At 64.1% G+C, this 19,819-nt stretch carries 27 protein-coding genes; 18 read left to right on the plus strand and 9 right to left on the minus strand.

Going from position 1 to position 19,819, the window contains the following annotated elements; translation table 11 throughout:
• Positions 1-141: 141 nt before the first annotated feature.
• On the plus strand, positions 142-378 hold the full coding sequence (locus ORS3428_RS11755) for a hypothetical protein (RefSeq protein ID WP_071097769.1): 237 nt from the start codon (positions 142-144) through the stop codon (positions 376-378).
• A 241-nt stretch (positions 379-619) separates the two neighbouring features.
• Here the strand turns inward: ORS3428_RS11755 and ORS3428_RS11760 are convergent, their stop codons facing one another.
• The gene (locus ORS3428_RS11760; RefSeq protein WP_338011928.1) at positions 620-1,795 is read right to left on the minus strand and encodes a Tad domain-containing protein; all 1,176 of its coding nucleotides are present in this window, start codon (positions 1,793-1,795) and stop codon (positions 620-622) included.
• A 322-nt stretch (positions 1,796-2,117) separates the two neighbouring features.
• On the opposite strand from ORS3428_RS11760, the gene ORS3428_RS11765 reads away from it, so the two are divergent.
• From ORS3428_RS11765 to ORS3428_RS33285, 4 genes are all read left to right on the plus strand, one after another.
• Entirely contained in the window at positions 2,118-3,377 is a 1,260-nt protein-coding gene (locus ORS3428_RS11765) for a pilus assembly protein TadG-related protein (RefSeq protein WP_083355102.1), read from the plus strand.
• 4 nt (positions 3,378-3,381) lie between these two features.
• Entirely contained in the window at positions 3,382-3,822 is a 441-nt protein-coding gene (locus ORS3428_RS11770) for a TadE/TadG family type IV pilus assembly protein (protein ID WP_071097734.1), read from the plus strand.
• Positions 3,812-4,246, plus strand: a complete 435-nt coding sequence (locus ORS3428_RS11775) for a TadE/TadG family type IV pilus assembly protein (protein WP_083355103.1) — start codon at positions 3,812-3,814, stop codon at positions 4,244-4,246. The genes ORS3428_RS11770 and ORS3428_RS11775 overlap by 11 nt, the downstream gene beginning before the upstream one ends.
• Before the next feature lie 598 nt (positions 4,247-4,844).
• Positions 4,845-5,654, plus strand: a complete 810-nt coding sequence (locus ORS3428_RS33285; RefSeq protein ID WP_071097738.1) for a hypothetical protein — start codon at positions 4,845-4,847, stop codon at positions 5,652-5,654.
• Positions 5,655-6,022: 368 nt separating this feature from the next.
• Here the strand turns inward: ORS3428_RS33285 and ORS3428_RS33955 are convergent, their stop codons facing one another.
• Positions 6,023-6,307, minus strand: a complete 285-nt coding sequence (locus ORS3428_RS33955) for a hypothetical protein (protein ID WP_083355109.1) — start codon at positions 6,305-6,307, stop codon at positions 6,023-6,025.
• Here ORS3428_RS33955 and ORS3428_RS33290 point away from each other — a divergent pair.
• Positions 6,219-6,575, plus strand: a complete 357-nt coding sequence (locus tag ORS3428_RS33290) for a hypothetical protein (RefSeq protein ID WP_071097740.1) — start codon at positions 6,219-6,221, stop codon at positions 6,573-6,575. The genes ORS3428_RS33955 and ORS3428_RS33290 overlap by 89 nt on opposite strands.
• A 43-nt stretch (positions 6,576-6,618) precedes the next feature.
• Positions 6,619-7,026: a hypothetical protein gene (locus tag ORS3428_RS11790; RefSeq protein ID WP_071097742.1), complete on the plus strand. Its 408-nt coding sequence runs from the start codon at positions 6,619-6,621 to the stop codon at positions 7,024-7,026.
• Positions 7,027-7,334: 308 nt separating this feature from the next.
• On the opposite strand, the gene ORS3428_RS11795 is transcribed toward ORS3428_RS11790, so the two are convergent.
• A complete protein-coding gene (locus ORS3428_RS11795) occupies positions 7,335-7,676 on the minus strand; it encodes a hypothetical protein (protein WP_244507932.1) in 342 nt (113 codons plus the stop codon).
• Between the two features lie 326 nt (positions 7,677-8,002).
• Complete coding sequence (locus ORS3428_RS11800) at positions 8,003-8,887, minus strand: DUF1236 domain-containing protein (protein WP_071097745.1); 885 nt, start codon at positions 8,885-8,887, stop codon at positions 8,003-8,005.
• A gap of 250 nt (positions 8,888-9,137) precedes the next feature.
• On the opposite strand from ORS3428_RS11800, the gene ORS3428_RS11805 reads away from it, so the two are divergent.
• The 3 genes from ORS3428_RS11805 to ORS3428_RS33650 all read left to right on the plus strand — a co-directional run bounded on the left by ORS3428_RS11805 (position 9,138) and on the right by ORS3428_RS33650 (position 10,168).
• Positions 9,138-9,437, plus strand: coding sequence for a DUF1236 domain-containing protein (locus ORS3428_RS11805; protein WP_071097747.1), 300 nt, complete (start codon positions 9,138-9,140; stop codon positions 9,435-9,437).
• Between the two features lie 240 nt (positions 9,438-9,677).
• Complete coding sequence (locus ORS3428_RS11810; RefSeq protein ID WP_071097776.1) at positions 9,678-9,899, plus strand: hypothetical protein; 222 nt, start codon at positions 9,678-9,680, stop codon at positions 9,897-9,899.
• A gap of 176 nt (positions 9,900-10,075) precedes the next feature.
• Positions 10,076-10,168: a putative RiPP precursor gene (locus tag ORS3428_RS33650; protein ID WP_201788309.1), complete on the plus strand. Its 93-nt coding sequence runs from the start codon at positions 10,076-10,078 to the stop codon at positions 10,166-10,168.
• A gap of 89 nt (positions 10,169-10,257) precedes the next feature.
• On the opposite strand, the gene ORS3428_RS11815 is transcribed toward ORS3428_RS33650, so the two are convergent.
• Complete coding sequence (locus ORS3428_RS11815; RefSeq protein WP_083355106.1) at positions 10,258-10,596, minus strand: DUF982 domain-containing protein; 339 nt, start codon at positions 10,594-10,596, stop codon at positions 10,258-10,260.
• Positions 10,597-10,813: 217 nt separating this feature from the next.
• On the opposite strand from ORS3428_RS11815, the gene ORS3428_RS11820 reads away from it, so the two are divergent.
• The 3 genes from ORS3428_RS11820 to ORS3428_RS11835 all read left to right on the plus strand — a co-directional run bounded on the left by ORS3428_RS11820 (position 10,814) and on the right by ORS3428_RS11835 (position 12,092).
• On the plus strand, positions 10,814-11,113 hold the full coding sequence (locus ORS3428_RS11820; protein ID WP_071097781.1) for a DUF1236 domain-containing protein: 300 nt from the start codon (positions 10,814-10,816) through the stop codon (positions 11,111-11,113).
• Positions 11,114-11,366: 253 nt separating this feature from the next.
• Entirely contained in the window at positions 11,367-11,576 is a 210-nt protein-coding gene (locus ORS3428_RS11825; RefSeq protein ID WP_071097749.1) for a hypothetical protein, read from the plus strand.
• A 267-nt stretch (positions 11,577-11,843) separates the two neighbouring features.
• Positions 11,844-12,092: a DUF2934 domain-containing protein gene (locus ORS3428_RS11835; protein WP_071097754.1), complete on the plus strand. Its 249-nt coding sequence runs from the start codon at positions 11,844-11,846 to the stop codon at positions 12,090-12,092.
• Between the two features lie 333 nt (positions 12,093-12,425).
• Here ORS3428_RS11835 and ORS3428_RS11840 read toward each other — a convergent pair whose 3' ends face one another.
• From ORS3428_RS11840 to ORS3428_RS11850, 3 genes are all read right to left on the minus strand, one after another.
• Complete coding sequence (locus tag ORS3428_RS11840) at positions 12,426-12,626, minus strand: hypothetical protein (protein ID WP_071097784.1); 201 nt, start codon at positions 12,624-12,626, stop codon at positions 12,426-12,428.
• Positions 12,627-12,998: 372 nt separating this feature from the next.
• A complete protein-coding gene (locus ORS3428_RS11845; RefSeq protein WP_071097756.1) occupies positions 12,999-13,346 on the minus strand; it encodes a hypothetical protein in 348 nt (115 codons plus the stop codon).
• Between the two features lie 304 nt (positions 13,347-13,650).
• Positions 13,651-14,292 carry a LexA family transcriptional regulator gene (locus ORS3428_RS11850; RefSeq protein ID WP_071097758.1) on the minus strand — a complete coding sequence of 214 codons (642 nt, stop codon included), beginning with the start codon at positions 14,290-14,292 and terminating at the stop codon, positions 13,651-13,653.
• Positions 14,293-14,373: 81 nt separating this feature from the next.
• On the opposite strand from ORS3428_RS11850, the gene ORS3428_RS11855 reads away from it, so the two are divergent.
• The 5 genes from ORS3428_RS11855 to ORS3428_RS11875 all read left to right on the plus strand — a co-directional run bounded on the left by ORS3428_RS11855 (position 14,374) and on the right by ORS3428_RS11875 (position 18,137).
• Positions 14,374-14,670 (plus strand): hypothetical protein, encoded by a 297-nt coding sequence (locus ORS3428_RS11855; protein WP_244507933.1) that lies wholly within the window; start codon positions 14,374-14,376, stop codon positions 14,668-14,670.
• 569 nt (positions 14,671-15,239) lie between these two features.
• On the plus strand, positions 15,240-15,974 hold the full coding sequence (locus ORS3428_RS11860; protein WP_071097760.1) for a GcrA cell cycle regulator: 735 nt from the start codon (positions 15,240-15,242) through the stop codon (positions 15,972-15,974).
• A 347-nt stretch (positions 15,975-16,321) separates the two neighbouring features.
• A complete protein-coding gene (locus tag ORS3428_RS11865) occupies positions 16,322-17,026 on the plus strand; it encodes a hypothetical protein (protein WP_071097762.1) in 705 nt (234 codons plus the stop codon).
• The gene (locus tag ORS3428_RS11870; RefSeq protein ID WP_131802885.1) at positions 16,947-17,303 is read left to right on the plus strand and encodes a hypothetical protein; all 357 of its coding nucleotides are present in this window, start codon (positions 16,947-16,949) and stop codon (positions 17,301-17,303) included. Before ORS3428_RS11865 ends, ORS3428_RS11870 begins: the two co-directional genes overlap by 80 nt.
• A 300-nt stretch (positions 17,304-17,603) precedes the next feature.
• Positions 17,604-18,137, plus strand: a complete 534-nt coding sequence (locus ORS3428_RS11875; protein ID WP_244507934.1) for a DUF6456 domain-containing protein — start codon at positions 17,604-17,606, stop codon at positions 18,135-18,137.
• A 319-nt stretch (positions 18,138-18,456) separates the two neighbouring features.
• On the opposite strand, the gene ORS3428_RS11880 is transcribed toward ORS3428_RS11875, so the two are convergent.
• Positions 18,457-19,722 (minus strand): DUF763 domain-containing protein, encoded by a 1,266-nt coding sequence (locus tag ORS3428_RS11880; RefSeq protein WP_083355108.1) that lies wholly within the window; start codon positions 19,720-19,722, stop codon positions 18,457-18,459.
• Positions 19,723-19,819: the final 97 nt, after the last annotated feature.

Here is a 19,819-nt window from a genome sequence, read left to right on the forward strand (position 1 = left end):
TTTTGGGAGAACGACATGCATCAAAACAGAGACTTAAGGCGCGCCGACCGAATCTGCTTCAGGTGACCGCTTTAGAGAGCGGAACCCGGCCGCCCGCACGCCGTTGACTCGTCCGAAGGGATGCTGTGGGCGGAGGCCGCCATGGACAGCTTCGAACTCATCGATCTCATCTGCGTCGTCGACGCCTGCGCAAGCGACCGCGCGGCGGGGCGCCTCATCTCGATGGCGAAAGCCGTCGAGGAACTGCGCGTGCTCACCGGCGACTTCGTCTCGTCGGACGAGGCCGCGGCAAATGCCTTGAGCCAGGTGGCGCTGCAGCGCGGCTGCGCCGTGCTGTTCGACGAACAGCCGGGCGCGGATATTATTTCCGAGCCTTAGCGGGACGCTCGAGCTGCCAATCTCCCCCAAGTGGGGAGATGCCCGGCAGGGCAGAGGGGGGCGTGAAGGATCGCGACCCTTTTAGGGAATCCGCAATCCGTCAAACTCGCGAGCGTGTACAATAGCGATCAACCGAGAGGTCGGCGGGACAGCGCCCCCCTCTGGCCTGCCGGCCATCTCCCCCACTTGGGGGGAGATCAGCTGTCGCGCCGGCTTTCGCCAACCCCCGGCGCCGTAGCCCTCACTTCACCAGCGTGATCATCCTGCCGGCGTACATGTCGCGATTGCCGAGCTCGGCCGAGCAGTCCGACTTCACGGCCGAGTTTCCCGTCATCGTCACCGTGTTGCCGACCAGCCGCAAACAACTGCCTTGAGTGCTCATGTCCGAATTGCCCGCATAGGTGACGGCCGCGTCGGGGGCGTAGACGAAGCCGCTCACCACCGAGCCGGATCCGCCGTTCAGCGTCAACGCTTGTGTGTTGCCGTGGGGCTGGAAGATGGTGATGCCGGCATAGGGGCCGCTCGTCATGGGCGACAGGTTCACCTTCTCGTTGGCGTTGATGTAGAGCTGCGAGCTTTCCATCAGGAAGATCGTCACGCCCTGGCCGCTGAGGCTGCCATTGCCGCCGGGCTTTACGGTGACGCCGCGCAGGATATAGATCCCCGGATTGAGGGTGATGTTGCCCGTCCAGCTCTTGTCGCAATAGGTGCCGGGCGAGAGCGTGACCGTCTTGCCATTGGGCATCGTCTGACACGTCCCGTAGGCGGGCGGGGTGACGCCGGCCAGCGGATCGAAGGATGCGTACTGGTTTTCGAGCGGCGCGCCGCAGGAAAGGGTTGCGTTCGGCGCCGTTATCCCGGAGGTCGTGCCGACCGTCGAGACGCATTGCGCGTTCAGTATCGCCGAGCCGCCCCGGCTGACGGCGCCGGCCGCGTCCGAATTGGCCGCGACCACGCAGCCGTTCAACTTGACGTTGGTCGAGCCCTGCAGGCTGACGGCGGAGCCCACATGCGGATCGAGCGCCAGCACGCACGCCTGCGAGCCGGGCTTGATCTGGACCGAGGCGGAGCGCGTCGCGTGCCAGGCGGGCGCGCCGCTGACGAATGCCGGCCGGGTGATGCTGGACGACAGCGAAACATAATAGGCGCTGGGGGTGCCGCTCGCGCTGGCCTGGAGCGCCGAGACGCTGCCGGCATACTCCTGCGCGTTCGCCGCGCTCATATTGGCGGCGAAGAAGGTCTGGCCGAGCTGCTTGACGTCGTTTGCCGACATGTCCGGCTGGTATTTGGTGCCGATCGCAAGGCCGGCCGCGTCCAGCGAATTCTGCAACTGGGCAGCGTCGTCGCTCGTGCCCGCCAGGTCGACGGCGCCGGCTACGGCAAGCATCAGCGGCACCACCGCGATCGCGGTCGCCACCGCGAAGTTTCCGCCTTTCGAAGCCCAGAACTGTCCAATCATCACGAGCTGCCCTCGCCGGAATGGGACAGCGTTACACGAGCCGCCTCTACGAGCGATTTCCGAAAAAGTTAAAATGCAGCGGATGCTAAATCGGGAAGCTTCTCCGAGTGTTATACCTTGGTCTGATATGGTTTAAGACCTAGGTCTGATCCCTTGCGTCGCAAGGTAAAAAATTCGCCGCCCTAGAGTCTTATTGGCGCAACTCGAGCGAAAAAATTAGCCATTCCTTTATCGACCCGGTGTTGATGTGGCGACCGGGATAGCTTGGGCACGCTCGGCCATGGGCACATTCGGTCGAATTTTCAGACATTTCATCTTCCGCTACCTGCAGCGGGGCGAAGGCGGCAATGTTGCCGTCGTCTTCGCGCTCACCCTGCCGGTCGTCGTCGGCGGGGCGGGACTCGGCGTCGAGACGTCCTACTGGTATTATTCGAGCCTGAGGCTGCAGGCGGCGGCGGACGCCGCCGCCTATGCCGGCGGACTGGAAAAGATCGCTGGATCTGACACGGCGACGATCACGGCGGCCGCCACACAGTCGGCGACCTCGAACGGGCTGGGCAACGGCACGATTGTCGTCAACACGCCGCCCACCTCGGGGGCCTATACGGCCAGCAAGGCCGTCGAGGTGATCCTCAACCAGAACCTCGACCGGATGTTCACCGCCATCTTCACGCAGAGCAAGGTGCCGGAGCGGGCGAGGGCGGTGGCGCTCATCAACGACGGCTCCAAGGCCTGCGTGCTGGCGCTCAACAAGTCGGCCGCGCAGGCGGCGCTTTTCTCCGGCAGCACCAGCGTCAAACTGACGGGCTGCTCGGTCATGTCGGATTCGATCGCCCCGGATGCCATCAAGGTGCAGGGATCGGCCAAGCTCGAGGCCGACTGCCTGATCTCGGTCGGCGGCGTTTCGCTCAACAATCCGGTGATCACCGACGCCGCGAACTGCAAGACCCCGATCACCCAGGCCCTGCCGGCGTCCGATCCGTTCGCCAGCCTGCCGGCGCCAGCGGCCTCCAGCTGCCTGAATGTCAACGGCAACAAGACCACGCAAACGCTCAAGGCTGGGACTTATTGCAGCGGCATGAACCTCAACGGCAATGTCGCGCTCTCTACCGGCACCTATGTCGTCCAGGGCAATTTGAAGATCAACGCCGGCRCAGTCATCACCTGCGCCGCACCCTGTACCAATGGCGTGACCATCTTCATGGCGGGCAGCAACACCGTCAGCATCAACGGTAACGCCACCGTGAAYCTCAGCGCGCCGACGTCTGGCACCTATTCCGGCGTGCTGTTCTACGGCGACAGGACGGGGGCTGCGGCGCAGAGCACCTTCAACGGCACGGCGACCTCTTCGCTGACCGGCGCGATCTATTTCCCGAAGCAGCAGGTCAACTATCTCGGCAATTTCTCGGGGCAGAGCGGCTGCACCCAGGTCGTCGCCGACACCATCCAGTGGTCGGGCAACTCGAACATCAGCCAGGACTGCACGAAATACGGCATGAGTGGCAYCCCGGCGGCCCCGTCGGTCGCGATCGTCGAGTAGCGACATGCGGCCGGCAGCAATCCGCTTTGCCAAAAACCGCTCCGGCGCCGCGGCGGTGGAATTCGCGCTCGTCCTGCCGGTGCTGTGCGTCGCGCTTTTCGGCATCGTCGACGGCTGGTCCTACGTCTCCAGTTCGCTGGCAATGCGGGCCGGCGTGAAGACGGCGGCAAACTTGCTGTTGGCTGGCGAGACCGACGACACTGCTACCCAGGCCGCGGCGCTCGCGAGCTGGCAAAAGAAGCCCGCCGATGCCGCCGTTGCGGTGAGCCGCACCTACAAATGCGGATCAACCGTGGTTGACGCAGCGACCGTTTGCGCGGGATCGAAGCTGCCCTCGATCTACGTCCAGATCCAGGCGTCGGCCACCTGGTCTCCGCCCTTTACCTTCGGAGTCTTCCATTCAAACCGCACGATCGGCCATCAGCAGGTGATCCGTGTTCGATAGGCGACCAGTGGTAGGGGCATTTGCCGACAATGCTTCCGGCGGCGCCGCCATCGAGTTTGCGCTGGTTGCGCCTTTCCTGATCATGCTGCTCTTCGGCATCTTCGCCTTCGGCTGGTCGATGAATTCCACCTCGAGCGTGCGCTACACGCTGGAGGCGTCCGCGCGCTCCCTGCAGCTCAACAACACAATGACCCAGACCCAGATCCAGACGATCGCAACGCAGAAACTGCAGGCGCTTGGTCTGCAGAATGTGAACGTAACGATCTCCACCGATCTGCCGAGCGGCGGCTTCTGCATGGCGCATGTGAACGCCAGCTATGCCTTCGTCATCAACTTCCCCTATTTCAGTGCCTTCCCGATCAGCTACTCGACCACGGTGACCGTGCCGCTGGCCAACAGCGTGGCAGGAGCCTGCCCTACCTGATAGTTGAATCGGCCAATCATCGGTCAAATTGTTCCGGAAGCGCTCCGCGCCGGAAGAAGAGGCAGCCCACTGCCAATCTAATTCGGAGACTTCCCGATCAATTATTCGGCGACCGTCGCCGTGCCATTTGAGCGGAAGCCACGAAATGCAGGCGAAGTACATAGAAGATATAATGGCGTATACGGATATTTGCCTGAGAATTGCGCAAACAAACGCGTCGACTTTCCAGTGGCCAACTCACGGATGCCGACTGCCCTGATTCATGCCGCCCGAAACACCGCGCGGCGGCCCAGAAAGCGATAATAAACAGTGGTTTAGGTCGCCCTTGCAGACCCGGGTCGCGGCGGTTTGGGCCATTGGTCCGATGCGGCATGGGCCTTCATTGTTCCGGAGGGCCGATCAGGTTTAAGGCTTTATATTTGTGAAACGATTTCAATAAGTTAGCATGAGAATGAGGTCGGCATCGGGACCGGTTTCGCGGCTTGCTCTCTTGCCGCGACTGAATTTGTCTAAAAGTTACTCCAAGCCGTTAGGGAATTCTCATATGACGCGGCCTAGCGGTTGGGCAGTGTTGGCGATTCACCTGCGGAGAAACACGATGACGATGCGAAAGACTCTTCTGGCTTCACTTGCCGTTCTGGCGCTGGCGGCTGCTCCGGCGCTTGCCGGTGCCGGCGGCAATGGCGGCGGCCACGGCAATGGCGGYAGCCATGGCGGCGGCAACGGCAATGGTGGYGGTAACGGCAATGGCGGCGGTAATGGCAACAGCGGCGCCTCGCACGGTAATTCGGCCTCGGCCCCCGGCCACAGCAAGTCCGCCGACACGACCACCGCTGACGCCTCGACCGACGACACCACAACAGACGACACGACCACGACCTCCAAGTCGAACGCGAACATCCATTCGAAGCTCGGCCGGCTGAACTCGCTGCAGCGCAACATCAACGCCTACATGAACTCCAAGAGCCCGAAGTTTGCCGCCATCCAGGCCTTCGTGACGCAGTCGGCAACAGCCAAGAACGCGCAGGCCGCGGTCGACGCGGCGAACGCCAAGCTGGCCGCCGACCAGGCTACGCTCGACTCGCTCAATCAGCAGCTCGCGGACCTGAATGCGACCGACCAGACCGGCATGACCTCCGAACAGAAGGCGGCTCTCGCACAGCAGATCACCGACGTTCAGGCGCAGATCGACGCCCAGAATGCGACGATCACCGCTGACACCCAGGCGGTCGCGGATGCTCAGGCCGCGGCCACCGCAGCTGCGGTCGGAACCGACGATGCCTCGCTCAACGCGGCGCTCAGCAGCATGRCCAACAAGCCGGTCGACGCCGATGTCACCGCCTGGGCCAAGGACACCCTGTCCAGCAAGATCGATGCGGAAGCCGCCGCGATGGCGACGACTCCGTAAGGCGCGAGCCTGCCAGAGGGTGAACTGCCATACCGCCGGGCTTGCCCGGCGGTATTTTGTTGGGCGGGTGCGAAACGAGCTGCGAAACGAGCGGCGTTTTTCTCCGTCGCCTCAAGCCGATCTCGGCGAAGTTTCGGCCGGGCATAGCGATGGCGGCCGGGTCTCGGGGAGCCCGGCAAAGCAAAGGATCGCATCAGCATGGCGGACTTCGCGGCGATGGCACAGGCTCAACCGCGCGAAGTCACCAGAGCATTTTGCCGCCAAGCGATATCGCTTGGCGGCAAAAATTAAGCTAAAACAAATAGATAGAGCAGGATACTGCAGTCCATCCGAAAGCGTCCCGCCTTGGACTGCGCAAGGCCGGCGGGTCAGTTGGGATCGCCGGACCTTGAGCCCCCGTGGGATCCGCCGCCGTAGCTGTCGGAACTACCACGGTCGAAATAGTTGGTTGGACGCGGGGGCCCGACATGGCTGTGGTTCTTGTCGCCCCATCCATTGCCCGGACGTGATCCGCCTGACTTGGCAATTGCCCTGGAGTTCAGGCTTGTGCCAAGCAAAAGCGTTATGGCTGGCGGCGTCACCGCCGCGAAGCGGCCGGCCTTCTTGAGAAAATCTCGCCGCGCCTGTGCCTCTGAAACCAAGTTCTGGGGCATCCTCTCCGTATATTTCGTGCTTTCACTTGCCATGTTAGCACTCCGCTTTTGGATTTTTACTTTATTCTTTCTTTGCGAGGATCATAGTTCTCCAAAAGGCTTAGGCGTTGCCGGGCGGCTTGGCGAATTCAACTCCTCTGGCGCCGACGCCGTGTCACCCATCGCCCTTAAAGTGGGCACGGTCCCGTTCGCTTTAAGATCGTTCATCCACACCAAAACCCGCATTAACTCTCGGTGCGTCATGGCTAATACGCCCTGCAATGTGTAGACTTGCCGGGTGAGGGTTCACAGGGCATTKGGAGGAGAACAAAATGCCAAGGGTTTCGGAGCTTTTCTTCAAGACGGCCATCGTATTTCTCATCCTCGGCGTCGCCGCCGGGTTGCAGATGGCGATTTCGCACGATCACGGCGCCTTCCCGGCGCACGCCCACATCAACCTTCTCGGCTGGGTCACCAGCGCGATCTTCGGCGGCTACTACGCTCTCAACCCCGCCAAGGCCGAGCGCCGGCTCGCCATGATCCATTACGGCCTCTATACGGTCGGTCTCGTCGTCATGCTGCCGGCGCTCTACTGGATGCTGGCGGGTGGCCATCCGGAGATCGAGCCGGTCGTGGCGATCGGTTCGATGATCGTCGCCGCCGCCGTGCTGGTCTTCGCCTTCGTGGTGTTCTCGTCGTCCGAAACGGTGCGATCGGCCGCGGCCGCAACGGCGCGCTGACCGGACGCAGCGGCACGCGCGTCGCCTGAACCAGCTTCAGCGCGACGCGCTTTGGTTCCTCGACAGTAGGGCTGCCGTTCGTTCGGTGAGCCATTGCAGACGTCTGGGGCTAGCCGCGGCATCCGAACGTCGTCATCCCGGGGCGAAGCGACGCAAAGCGGAGCCTAGACCTGGGATCCATGTCGTGACCTTTGAGCCCTGCAACGATGCAGAAGTTCTGATAGGCCGGGTTACTCGGCGACCGTCACGGCCTGGATCCTCGGGCTTGACCGGCGTAACCCGAGGATGACGAGCGAAAGGCACGCTGGCTAAGGCAGAAGCCTTGGGAACAATCGCGCGAGCAGGGCGTGGATGATGCCGTCGCGCTCGAACGGGCCGGGCAGCTTGGCGCCRCCGGCATCGGTCGCATTGGTCTCGTCGGCCACGCGGCTCTCGGCGTGCACGAGCCACAGCACGGCCGCGAAATAGCCCGCCTGCAGCGCCACGCCGGCCAGGAACGTCCAGCCCAGCGACTCTAACACCGATCCGGTGGAAGCGTAGGTCCAGCCCAGAACCACCAGGAGCGTTGCCGTCATTCCCACAAGAAACTGCGGAAAATACATCTGCCCAACCGAGCGCCGCGACCGCATAGCCTCGGCGATCTCGCCCATTTTTCTACCCGCCCCGACCCTTGCACCTTTTTTGGTGGGATCGCAAGGCCGGGTAATGCCTGCAAGAAGCCTCTGTCCCATCGGCCCTTTGGCCGATGCCGCAAGGGCCTGGGGTCCAGGACTTCTATTCAGGAACTACGCCGAAGCCGATCCGTTCCAGAGCGCAGCGCAAATCAGAAGGGGCTAATTTGATGAACCGCTGCGTCCGTGTGCGCGGCGGCTTTTCGATCGCGAAGGCGGCGGCCTGCGTGCAAAGAAAGAGGCCCGCCGCGGGGCGCGGCAGGCCTATTTTTATCGCGATGCTGTTTGTCGCGATGCTGTCCGCGTTAGGCCTCCAGGATCGCCACGATCTCGAAGGTGTTCGGATCGACGATGACGATGCGTCCGTCGGCCAGCACGAAATACTCAAAGTCCGCATAGGCCGGGACGATCTTCACGATGCGGGACGGCAGACGATGCAGGCGGATCTTGTGCCGCGGGATCTCAACGCCGACCGAAATGTCAAAGTCGACATTCGCAACCGGCTGGACGTTGGTCTCGTGGATGATCTGCGTGATCTGCGTCTTCTGCTCGACCGTCACGTTGTTGATCGAGGCCGTCTTGTTCTGGTCGGTCTGCATCTTGGTAGTGCCCTGAGCATTCTGCTCAGTGCTGGTACCGGTCTTGCCCTGGGCGTTCTGCTGGGTCTGCATCTTGGTGGTGCCCTGGGCATTCTGCTCAGTGCTGGTACCCGTCTTGCTCTGGGCATTCTGCTCAGTGCTGGTACCGGTCTTGCCCTGGGCGTTCTGCTCGGTCTTCATCTTGGTCTTGCCCTGAGCCTGTTCGCCCTTCGGACAGTTGGCCATGCCGGTCTTGCACTTGGCCTTGCCTTGGGTCTCCTCAGTGCCGGCCTGACCCTGAGCCTGCTCTTCGGTCTTCGTCTTGGTCTGGCCCTGAGCCTGCTCGGTGCTGGTGCCGGCCTGGCCCTGAGCCTGCTCATTGGTCTTCATCTTGGTGCTGCCCTGAGCGTTCTGCTCGGTGCTCGCGCCAGCCTTACCCTGGGTCTCGGTCTGCGACTTCATCCCGCCCTGGGCTTTGCCGCCCTTCTGGCAGTTGGCCTGGCCGGCAACACAATTGTCGCTCGTGCTCGGCTGTGTCGACTCGGTCTGGGCCATTGCGGCACCGCATCCGACGCCGAGAGCGATCATGCTCGTGATTAGAAGATATTTCATCGGAATCCTCCTCGGAAAGTCGGTCCCTTCGATATGTAAACCCGGGCTGAAAAGCATTGTTCCGAAATGATTTGCGAAGCCGCCGTGACGTTTTGTGAAAACGCGGTCGGCGATTTTGCAGGAACAAGGAGGAACAAGGCATTGGCGCCTGCGTTTGGGCAGAGCCGACCTGCTGTGGATTATCGCAGGCGCAGCGAAGGAGGCGATTCACGCGCGAAAGTAAAGATATGATCCGCGAAAGGAGTCGACCATGAAAATGCACCTCACAGTCGCCGCCGCCGGGCTGTTGTTCCTTGCCGGAGCAGGCGCCGCGGCCGCCCAGGACGTCGTCATCCAGCCTGAGCAGGAAACGGTGATCCGCGAATATGTCCACAAGCAGCCGCTGGCCTCGGTGCAGGTTCCCGGCATCGAGCTCAGTGTCGGCAGCACCGTTCCTGAAACGGTCGAGCTGCACGAAGTGCCGAACRTCAAATACCGCTATGTCGTCGTCGACAACCAGACGGTCATCGTGGATCCCGAAACCCGCAAGATCGTGGAGGTGATCCAGTAAGATGGCTGGGCAAGGCCGGCCGATTGGACGGCCGGACCACACAGGAATGGCCTCGCCACCTGCGGGTGGCGGGTCATTAACCTGGATTTATTTTGTTACCATTCGCTAACGGAACCTTCCGCCCGGGCGCGCGTTGCCGGCTCTGGGTTCGCGTCGCCTCATATGCAACACAGGTCATGGGGTGATGCGGATTCGGGCGGCGGCGAAACAGGCACGGGTCGGGGGAGGAGACTGACCAAAATGTCGAAACGAGAAATCGGAACATCCCGCTCGCTTGGGATGCGTATAGCCGATCTGAGGGCCAGAATGCGGAACGCTCGGATCACCGAACACGAGATGAAGACCTTCCAGAAGGTCGCAGCCATCATGGGGGGCGGCGATGGCTCCCTACGCATCGATGCGGACGATCTGATCGCCGCATCATTCGTCACTGAGGCGTCGGGCGAATCGTCGCCGAACTGACAGCCTCCTTCCACCATCCGATATAGACGCGCTGCCGTCCTGGATTGGACGGCAGAGCGGCGTTGCGCGTGTGCCACACCGATGCCGGCAAAATTCGCAACGGGACGCGGCCCCGTTGACAGTGCGTGCCTGCTGCGTAGCTTGGCGCCGTTGAAGCGACCATGGGGGGATTTGCCATGAAGAAGACCTATGAAAAGCCGGTGTTGGTGAAGCGCGAGAGGCTGTCCTCGGTGACGGCCACCCCTCCGTCATCGACGACGCTACGCTGATCAGCATCGCGGCGGCGCTGCGCCGCCTCGGGCGATCGAAGGCCCTTCGCGACGCGAAGGGCCTTTTCCTTTTTACCCAGCGGCCGGTTTTACTGCCGCGGATGGCTTTCGCGCCTGGCCCTGACGCGCCTGATCTTGGCTTCACGCAGCGCCGTCACCGGGTCGACGCCGGTCCACAGGATTCCGGCCTTCCGCGCGAACGAGAGGAAGGCCTGCCGCGCTTCCTCGAGCTCCGTTTCATCGGCCCGCGCCGCCTCGCAGGCCTGCACGGCCGCGCAATAGCACTCGCCGCGCATGGCAAGCGGCCATTCCTTGAGGAAATTCTGCATCGCGGCCAGTGAGGCGATCTCGCGTTTGAAACCGGCGCCGACGGCGATCGCAACCGGGGCGCGCAGGGGCATGTCGCTTGTGACGAGAGCTTCATTCATGGCGAGACCTTCGGCTTGTCGAAGTGTTCAAGGCAAACAATGCAAAGTTCGCGGCGAGGGTTCCCGTCAACCTCGGCGGGAAAACCAATTAGCGGCCGCTGACGGAACAAGAGCCCCTCGCAGGCGTTTGCCCCGCGAGCTCCTAAATACGATCTGCCGATTGTTTCCGTCCCGGCGGAGGCAGCGCGGAGCTCGCCAACGCAACAGGAGACTTATGATGAAAACCACCTTCATTCCTGCTGTCGCCGGCCTGGCTCTGGTGGCCGGCGTCGGCTTTGCGGCTGCGGACGAGGTGATCGTCACCCCTGAGCAGCAGACCGTCGTCAAGGAATATGTCCACAGGCACCCGGTTGCCTCGATCAATGTCCTAGGCCTTGAGCTCGGCATCGGCTCGACGGTGCCCGACACGGTCGAATTGCAGACGGTACCCAATGTCGAGTACCGGTATGCGGTCGTCAACGACCATACAGTGCTGATTGACCCTAACACACGCAGGGTCGTCGAGGTCATTCAGTAAATACCTGGCCTCGGTAGGCCGGGCCCGGGCTACAGCGGGTCCCAACAGCATTCCGGGCCGATGAGCCCAATCCTCCCGCTATCGTGGCGGGAGGATCGCATGTTTGTCCCGCATGTCGCCCAGAGCGCGTAAAGGTTTTGGGACAACGACGCGCAAGGCATGTCCTGCATGTCGCCCAGGTGCGCAGCGGTTTTTTTGGAAATCGACGTGCAAAGCGCTTCTGCATGTCGCCCAAAGGGAAGGAGTCGTTGCCATGCATCATCCGCACGTTGAGTCATCCAATATTGCCCAGCATGTCGACGCGTTGCTGGCCGAACGCGGCACGGGGCTGCTGTCGATGAAGGAGGCGATCGCTTGGCTGYGCGAGCACACCGGCACCGAACGGTCGGACGCCGATCTGAGGGCGTTGATCACCAAGAAAGCCGCGCATCTCGGCGTCGCGGTTCTTACCGATGAGTCCTGATGCATGTCGCCCAAAAGCATGCCCCCGGGCGTGACCCGGAGGTGCGTAGCGGTTTTGGGTAACGACATGCATCGAAACAAGGAAAGCAAGTCGCCCAAAAGAATGCCCTGGGGCTTGATCCGGGGTTTTGGGGCGAACGACAGGCATCAACACAAGGATTTGAAGCGTCTCGCCGGCGCCGTCGGCGGCCAAGTCTCCGTGCAAGACTAGCCGCGAAAATTCGGCTAATGTTTCCGTCRGGGAAGGTCCCATGCAAAGGAGGCGACGGTGACGGAAGACAGGCAGGAACGCATTCGCCGGCGGGCGCACGAGATCTGGGAGCAGGCCGGCCGGCCGGAAGGCGCGCATCTGCAGCATTGGGACCAGGCGGCCGCCGAGATCGACGCCGAGAAGAAGCCGAAGGTCAAACCCGCGCCGAAGAAGGCGGCTGCCGCCAAACCGAAGGCGGCCAAGGCTGAAAAGCCGGCCAAGGCTCCTGCCAAGAATTCAGCCGCCAAGCCGAAGGCCAAGGCCTGATTTCCGCCGGCCGGGCGCCGCCGGCCCATTCCACTCCACGACGAGAGGCGCGGCCTCGCGAGCAGACGGCCGCCCGTGCCGCGCCCGATCCCGTCCAGGGCGAGCATTTCGGCTGCGCGTCAACTGAGGCAATGCCGGCGACGCCGACGCCTTCGGCGTCACCGGTGCGGCCGTGCTGAGCGAAGGCTTTGCCCGTGGCGGCCGGCTGACCGGCACGCTCGGCATCGCCTTCTCCGGCAGCGCCGTCGGCGGCAATGCGGGGCTGCAGTTCAGACCTTCTCCCCTTGCGGGAGAAGGTGCTTCACTTTCACATGTTGCTGGGGGATTGCAGCGTCAGCGCGCTTGCTTCTTGGCGTATTGGGCGACTGCGCACAGAAGGGCAAGCGCCGCGGTATCGCATGCGGCCCGAGACGGGCCCTTGGCGAAAAGGACTGCGTCCGCGACCGGGATGGTCAGGCCATGCTTTCTGGCAAATGAAGTGACTTCGTAAGGCTGATCGTCGGGCTCTGCGCCGATGTCGATTTGTTGGTCCATCAAACCGATTCCTCCTAGAGTGTGCGGCTTACCCTCATTCACCTTACAGGAATTAACTACCGGCCGCTCGCCGGCGTCCACCAATTGGCAATTGTGTGAAACGATGCATTTTTTCGAGGTGCAGAGCCGATGGTTGCAGAGGGCGTTTTCTCTGCACCCGGAGAGGGTGGCAACTGCCTTCGATGCGCTCCTTCGCGCACCCTTCGAGGCGCCGGAGATTGGCGAAAGCGGCCGCGACGGCCGATTTCCCGCCAAGTGGGGAGATGCCCGGTCCACCCTCCGCAACTGCTGCGGAAGAGGACAGGCAGGGCAGGGGCGCTGTTCCGCCGGCGTTCGGTCCTTATTCTTCACCCGTGGAGAAGGAGAGGTCCCTCAATCCCAGGCATCGCTCGACTTGGCGAACCGCACGCCGGCGGCAAGCATCGCGCTCTCGCACTCGCTGATCAGCCTGAGATTCCTCAAATACCGCGCCACGGTTTCCGGCAGCCAGGCGGCGCAGGCCTCGACATAGGCGCGGCCGTGCACCAGCGTGCCGGTCGACAGCCGCTCGTCCTTCTCGGCGATCACCTTGAGATATTGCCGTATGAAGCGGATGTCGTCGGCTATGTCCTGGCTGGCCATGCGCCAGGCGCCGGCCAGGCGCTCGCGCTCCTTGAGCGGCAATGGCGAGAGCAACGGGCGGGAGAGGTCGGCAAAAGCGGCATGGTTCGCGGTGTTCAAGGAGGCCCCCTCGGAGAAGGGAAATATCGTACTTTATGTACGAAATGTGGTCAAGGGGCATTCGTACAATTTGAACGATAAACGGCTATAAGAAAACTGCGAAAATCCGATACGCGCAGCGCTGCCGATCTCCCCGCAAGAGGAGAGATCGGACGTCGCGACGGCTTTGGCCAATCACCAACGTTGCCAAGAGGACGCCTTCGCCGAAGCTGCCAACCTCCCCACCTGTGGGGGAGATGTCCAGTAGGACAGAGGGGACGCGAAGGAATGCCAGCCTTCGCCGGTGGGCTTCTTGCCGCCACCCTCACATATCGATCATCGACCGTTTCACCCGCCCGATGATCGTGATCGCGCCCTCCAGCTCCGGCGGAGGAATGTCGAGATACGACGCCGGCTGGAAGGGCGGGTTGTCGTTGGGGCGGTAGCGCTTGTAGGTGGCGCGGCCCGTTTCGTCGGCGATCACGTAGCAGCCATTGGTCACCAGCCGCTTGTCGCGCAGGTTGACGAAGATGATCGAATCCGGCGGCGAGATCTTGTTCATCGACGGGCCGTCGACGCGCAGCGCAATCCACTCGCCTTCCTCGAGGTCGGCAGTGGGAATGGTCGGATAGTCGGAAAGGTTGACCACGCTGTCCTGGCTGCCGAGCTCGCCGGCGCTGATCCATGAGACGATCGGCACGTCGACGGTGACGGGCGAGGGGGCAAGGTTGACCGGCGCCGCCTCGGCTCCGTCGCCCCCCAAACCACCATCGAACAGYAGCCAGCCGGGATCGACGCCGAACAGCCGGCCGTATTTCTCCGCCGCCTTGCGCGACAGCGGCCGGTGGCCGTTCTCGTGGCTGATGAGGGTRTTCTTGTTGATGTCGCGCAGCGCCCGGGCCGCATCGCTGGGCGAGGCATAGCCCGCCTGGGCGCGCGCCTGCTGCAATCTGTGCCGTGGGTCCATTCGTACAAAATGCCTGAAAATTATCGTCCAAATTGTACGATTTTGCTTGCGCGCGTTTCGTACATAACGTACGCTTAGCGCATGAATGAGCATCCCGCAAGCATTTCCGCATTTCCCCCGAGCATTTCCGCGCCGCCTACGAGCATCTCGGGGCCGCCCACGAGCATCTCGGGGCTTATCGATCGCTGGCAGAGCATCGGCGCCTTCGCCGCCGATGTCGGCTGCGGCTACGAGGCCGCCCGCCAGATGCGCCGGCGCGGCCGTATCGCGCCGCARCACTGGCCGCATGTGGTGGCGGCAAGCCGCAGGCTGGGCATCGCCGGCGTCAGCTACGAATGGCTGGCCGGCCACCGCGCCGCGCTGAGGGAGGCGGCATGACCGTGCATTTTGAATTCCAATCGTCCGGACCGTCCTCCTCCCCGGTCCGGGCGCATTCCGGGGCGCTTGCCCCGGATCCGGCCGAGCCGCCCGCACCCCGGTTCGCCGGAACGGCCGGAGYCGCTCCTCCCTCGGCTCCGGCCCCCAATGCGAGTGGCGCTGTGACCCTTCCCCACAAGGGGGAGGGGGATCCCGCTGCGGCCATGCCCGGCCCATCCGACGACCATCGGCGTCTCACCGTGCCGCCAGATTCCCCTCCCCCTTGTGGGGAAGGGTCATGGGTTGGGGTGCCTCGCGCCGGCGTTTCAGCGCCTGCCGCCACCTCCTGCATCCGCACCGAGGACGGCACAGTCATCCTGCTCGACCGCGCGACCGGACGGGCGGTGTCGGCCTGACGCGGGCCGCTGCCGAGGCGGCACTTCTTCGACTGCTTGGTGCGGCGCCCGACGCCGCCTGATCCCAACCTTTTCCCGATCTGACCGACGGCCGCTCGCGGCCGAACCCTGGCGCTTGGCCGCAAGCCAAGCCCTTCGCACCCCCCAAGCCCTTCATAAGCAATGGAATGAGACATGGCAGCCGCCTACACCGAAAAGGAAATCGACGAGATCGCCGCCTGGCTGAAGGAGGGGCTTTCGGCCTCGCGCATTGCCGGCCGCTTCAGCGCGCTGCGCGGCAGCCCGGTCTCGCGCAACGCCATCATCGGCATCGTGCACCGCAATGCCGGCCTTCGCGCCATCGGCTTCGCCAACCCCAAGGGCGGCCGCGCCGGCGGCCCGMCGAGGAAGGCCGTGCGGCCGGACTGGTCGGGCCGTCGCAGCAGAATGGCCGCCGGCGCCGGAACTGCCAATCTCCCTCCAAGTGGGGGAGATGTCCGGCAGGACAGAAGGGGGCGCTGTCCCGCCGACATATCAGTCGTTGAAGTCTCAGCGAAATCGGACGTCGTCGCTCGCGCCACGCCTAAGCCGAAGAAAACCCGCAAGCCCGCGCGCACTCTGCCGCCCGCCTGGCTCTCACCCGGCACCCGCGAAAAATCCGAAACGCAGCTCTACAAGCTCCCTGCGCCGCCGCCTCCTGTGCCGCCCGGCCGCCAGTCGCATGTCGCGGCCATGCGCTTCATCGATTGCCTCCCCGGCCGCTGCCGCGCGCCGATCGACCTCTTGCTGCGCGAGGACGCGCAAGACGACCCGCCCGGCGCGCGCCCCGGCCCCGACATGCTCTGCTGCGGCCTGCGGACTTCCGCCACGCGCTCCTACTGCGCGCATCATCATGCAAGGTTCCACGGCCATCGCGGGAGGGGAATGTGAGGGTGGTGAGGGCGCCGTCGCCGAAGCTGCCAATCTCCCCCCTTGCGGGGGAGATATCCGGCAGGACAGAGGGGGGTGCGAAGGAACGCCGCAGGATCAAGGTTCCTCGCCCCCATGAAATGGGGGAGAGGTGGCTCGGCGAAGCCGAGACGGAGCGGGGGCAGCGCCCTACGAAGGCCCCCTCTCCGACCGCTTCGCGGCCACCTCTCCCCCGCTTTGGCGGGGGCGAGGAAACAAAGCGGGCAGAGGTCGGCGGGACAGCACCCCCCTCTGCCCTGCCGGGCATCTCCCCCGCAAGGGGGGAGATTAGCTGATCTGCACCGCCCCGCCGCTCGCCGGGTAACCCCATGAGCGGGACGGTCTGGTCGAAATTCTTCTGGTCGGACTGGGAGTCCGATCCGAACCTCAGGCTCTGCTCGCTGGCCGCGCAAGGCTTGTGGATGCGCATGCTGTGCATCGCCGCCGCGCACGAGCCGGTGGGCTATGTCGCGATCGGCGGCAAGGGGCTGGACGAGGCCGCCCTGGCGCGCCTCGCCGGCTGCGCCGAGGCGGAGCTTGGCGCGCTGCTTTCCGAGCTGGAGCACAACCGCGTCTTCTCGCGCGACCGCCACGACCGCATCTATTCCAGGCGCATGGTCGCGGATGCCCGCAAGGCGCGCGTGGCGCGCCGCAACGGCTTGAAGGGCGGCAGCCCAAGTCTTTCTAAGGAAAGGGCTTTTTCGCCCTTGGATAAGGGAGGGGTTAAGGCAGGGGATAAGCGGGGGGATAAGCCCCAGAGTCCAGAGTCCAACTATCCAGATTCCCAGAGTCCAACAGGAGAAAAGGCAGCCGCCTTTTCTCCCCCGGCGAAGGCGGCCGCCTTCGCTTCGCGGGACGAAAAAGCTTCTTCAGGACGAACATTCGCGCCTGGAGTGAAATGGCATCGGCGCAAAACCCATGTCGATGCCGCCAACGCAATCATCGAGGAGATCAATGACCGCAGCCGAATTGCAGCAGGCGGCGAAAGCGCTGGCCGCGATGTTCAGTTGCTTCCCGCAATCCGCCCTCGCTGACGCCGAGATGCAGCTGCGCGGCTACCTGGCCGCCGTGCAGGATGCCGAGCTGGCCGACGTCCAGGCCGCGATCCAGCGCTTCATCCGCGGCGAGGCCAAGGTGGACAGCGCCCAGTTCTGCCCGTCCAGCGCCCAGCTTTCGATCGAGGTGCGCGAGAGGCGGCTGATGCGCGAGCTGATAGCGAAGCGCGCCTCGCTCCCTTCCTCGCCGCCGCGCAGCGGGGGAGAGGTGGTGCGGCGCGGCCGCGACGGAGCGGGGGAGCGCCGTCGACAATGACTGATACGCCGGCAGGACAGCGCCCCCCTCTGTCCTGCCGGACATCTCCCCCACAAGGGGGGAGATCAGCTCTCGCCGCCGCTTGCGCAAATCGCCAACGTTGCAGGAACAAGCGGGGCGCCCAAGCTGCCAATCTCCCCACAAGTGGGGGAGATGCCCGGCAGGGCAGAGGGGGGCGCGAAGGAACTCAGCCTCTCCCGTTAGCGACCCACTCACCTCAATCCCAAGGACTCCCCATGCCCCGCAAGCCTTCGAAAAAACCCCAACCCCCCGAAACTCCCCAAAGGCGAGGCCGAGCAGGTGCGCATCCGCCGCGAGATCGGCCACGACTTCGCGCTGAAACCCGACGCCTTCGGCCGCCAGCGCCTCACTGCCGGCACCGCCGAGGCGCGGCGCGTCTACGAGGTGTCGAACGGGGGCTACACCTCCACCGGCGGCATCGTGCGTCTGCGCAATGTCGATCCGCTGGTGGGCATCACCTCGCTGTCGCGCCAGCAGCGCGAGGCAGGAGGGCGTTTTCGCGACGATTTCGAACGCGCCGCGCGCGAGGGCCTGCAGCCGCAATCCTGGAGCGAGCGCGTCGACGGCGGCCGGGTGGGCGGCGGCATCCCCGACCGCGTGCTCTCAGCCGGACGGGCGCATGCCCAAGCCGCGGCAGCGCTCGCCCATTGGGAAGTGGCGGAGGTGGTGCGCAAGATCTGCCTCGAAGGCCAGTCGGTGAAGGCAATCGCCGAACGCACCGGCGACGGGCGCGATGTGGTGGTGAAGCTGCTGAAGGTCGGGCTGGATCTGCTGGCGGTGCACTATGGGATGATGGGAAGGAAGGCGGGGTAGGGATTCAATCGCGGCCGCGAAATCAGGTACTTGGCGTGGCGAGGTGAATCGAAGTCTGAGCTGCGCAACTGCTTGAAGGTCCATATGCCGGCGCTGCCCCTCATCCGCCTGCCGGCACCTTCTCCCCGTATAGCGACGGGGAGAAGGGGCTGGCCGCAGCGCTGACGCCTATTCTGCAGCATTGAAAATTGGCGAAAGCGTCGATGACAGCGTCTTTCTCCCCGTCACTGACGGGGAGAAATGCCCGGCAGGGTAATGAGGGGCAGCGCCGACCAATGCGGTTATCTGCGCACTTTGCGTGAGCCGTTTCGGCGCCGTCTCAAGCGCCTTTCTTCAGCGGCTTCGGCTCGCTGTCGGGTGGTGGTTCCCACCCAAAGACACTCCGCCCTCCGAGAAGATGCGACTGGTCCATCTCGCCCGCGACGATCTCTTTCAGGCTCGGCCCGGTCACATAGCGTTCCAGCCGGCGTGACTCCCCGTCCAGCCGCCGGAGCGCCTGCAGTTCCTCCTCGCGGCCGAGTTTCGCCTTGCTCACCGCCGATTTCAGCACCGAGATCGTCTCGTCATAGACCTTCAGCGGCACCGGGAAGGGGTGGCGGTCCTTGCCGCCGTGGGCGAGCGAGAAGCGCGCCGGGTCGGAGAAGCGGTAGGGCGCGCCGTGCACCACTTCCGACACCATGGCCAGCGCCCGCACCGTGCGCGGGCCGACGCCCGGCACCAAGAGCAGCTCGGGAAAATCCTTCGGGCCGCTTTCGATGGCGGCGGAGATGTTGCCGTGCAGGCGGCGCATGACGATGTCGCTCTCGCGCACGTCGTGATGCGCGGGCATGACGAGGTTAGGCAGCAGCGGCTGCGCAGCGGGCTCGGGTTCAGGCTGCGGCTCCAGCACGGCAAGCTCGGTGAGGATCTTTTCCGGGCTCATCGTCTTCAGAAGCTCGATCTGGCCGCCGCGCGCTTTCTCGGCGCGGTGGTCGGTGAGGTTGATGATCTCGCCCTGGCGCTCGCCCTCGATCGCCGCATGCGGCTGGTCGACGAAGCTCGTCAGCCCCTCCGACAGCCAGTGGTAGCGGCGCGCCTGACGGGCGTCGCCGTTCATGCCCTGCTGCACCACCACCCAGCGCCCGTCATCGGTGACGATGAAGCTGTGGAGGTAGAGGTCGTAGCCGTCCTGCACGGCGGCGCTGTCCACCTTGGCGACCAGGCGGCTCGCCGTGGCGAGCGCCTCGCCGTCGAGGCCGGTGCGCTCGCCGATCGCCGTGAGCTCGCCCGGCGTCTTGCGCGAATGCGCGCCGCGCCCGCCGCAGACATGGATGCCGAGCTCTCCCGAAAGCGGGTTCAGCCCGCGCTTCAGCGCGCCGATAACGCTGGTGGTGATGCCGGAGGAGTGCCAGTCCATGCCCATCACGGCGCCGAAGGACTGGAACCAGAAGGGATGCGCGAGACGACGCAAAAGCTCGTCGCGGCCATAGTGATGGATGATGGCTTCGCACAGCACCGCGCCGAGCTTCGTCATGCRCTCGCCCAGCCATTTCGGGACCCGCCCGCCATGCAGCGGCAGGTCGGCGCTGCCGCTTCGCTGCGTCACGTGTGCTTTCCGTTGTGAATGCCGGCTTTGTAGATGGCATTTTGGCAGGGATTTGCAAGGCGGGGGAGCTGCCGATCTCCCCCCTGTATGGACTGGG

Source organism: Mesorhizobium sp. ORS 3428 (assembly GCF_001854785.1).
GTDB lineage: Bacteria > Pseudomonadota > Alphaproteobacteria > Rhizobiales > Rhizobiaceae > Mesorhizobium.

Bases quoted from the DNA above. Each gene is read 5' to 3' on its own strand.
- ORS3428_RS33955 (WP_083355109.1), bottom strand. From the start codon at position 6,307: ATGCCCCAGAACTTGGTTTCAGAGGCACAGGCGCGGCGAGATTTTCTC.
- ORS3428_RS11755 (WP_071097769.1), top strand. From the start codon at position 142: ATGGACAGCTTCGAACTCATCGATCTCATCTGCGTCGTCGACGCCTGC.
- ORS3428_RS11870 (WP_131802885.1), top strand. From the start codon at position 16,947: ATGACCGCAGCCGAATTGCAGCAGGCGGCGAAAGCGCTGGCCGCGATG.
- ORS3428_RS11815 (WP_083355106.1), bottom strand. From the start codon at position 10,596: ATGAATGAAGCTCTCGTCACAAGCGACATGCCCCTGCGCGCCCCGGTT.
- ORS3428_RS33290 (WP_071097740.1), top strand. From the start codon at position 6,219: ATGGCTGGCGGCGTCACCGCCGCGAAGCGGCCGGCCTTCTTGAGAAAA.
- ORS3428_RS11810 (WP_071097776.1), top strand. From the start codon at position 9,678: ATGTCGAAACGAGAAATCGGAACATCCCGCTCGCTTGGGATGCGTATA.
- ORS3428_RS11820 (WP_071097781.1), top strand. From the start codon at position 10,814: ATGAAAACCACCTTCATTCCTGCTGTCGCCGGCCTGGCTCTGGTGGCC.
- ORS3428_RS11865 (WP_071097762.1), top strand. From the start codon at position 16,322: ATGAGCGGGACGGTCTGGTCGAAATTCTTCTGGTCGGACTGGGAGTCC.
- ORS3428_RS33650 (WP_201788309.1), top strand. From the start codon at position 10,076: ATGAAGAAGACCTATGAAAAGCCGGTGTTGGTGAAGCGCGAGAGGCTG.
- ORS3428_RS11800 (WP_071097745.1), bottom strand. From the start codon at position 8,887: ATGAAATATCTTCTAATCACGAGCATGATCGCTCTCGGCGTCGGATGC.
- ORS3428_RS11790 (WP_071097742.1), top strand. From the start codon at position 6,619: ATGCCAAGGGTTTCGGAGCTTTTCTTCAAGACGGCCATCGTATTTCTC.
- ORS3428_RS11840 (WP_071097784.1), bottom strand. From the start codon at position 12,626: ATGGACCAACAAATCGACATCGGCGCAGAGCCCGACGATCAGCCTTAC.
- ORS3428_RS11770 (WP_071097734.1), top strand. From the start codon at position 3,382: ATGCGGCCGGCAGCAATCCGCTTTGCCAAAAACCGCTCCGGCGCCGCG.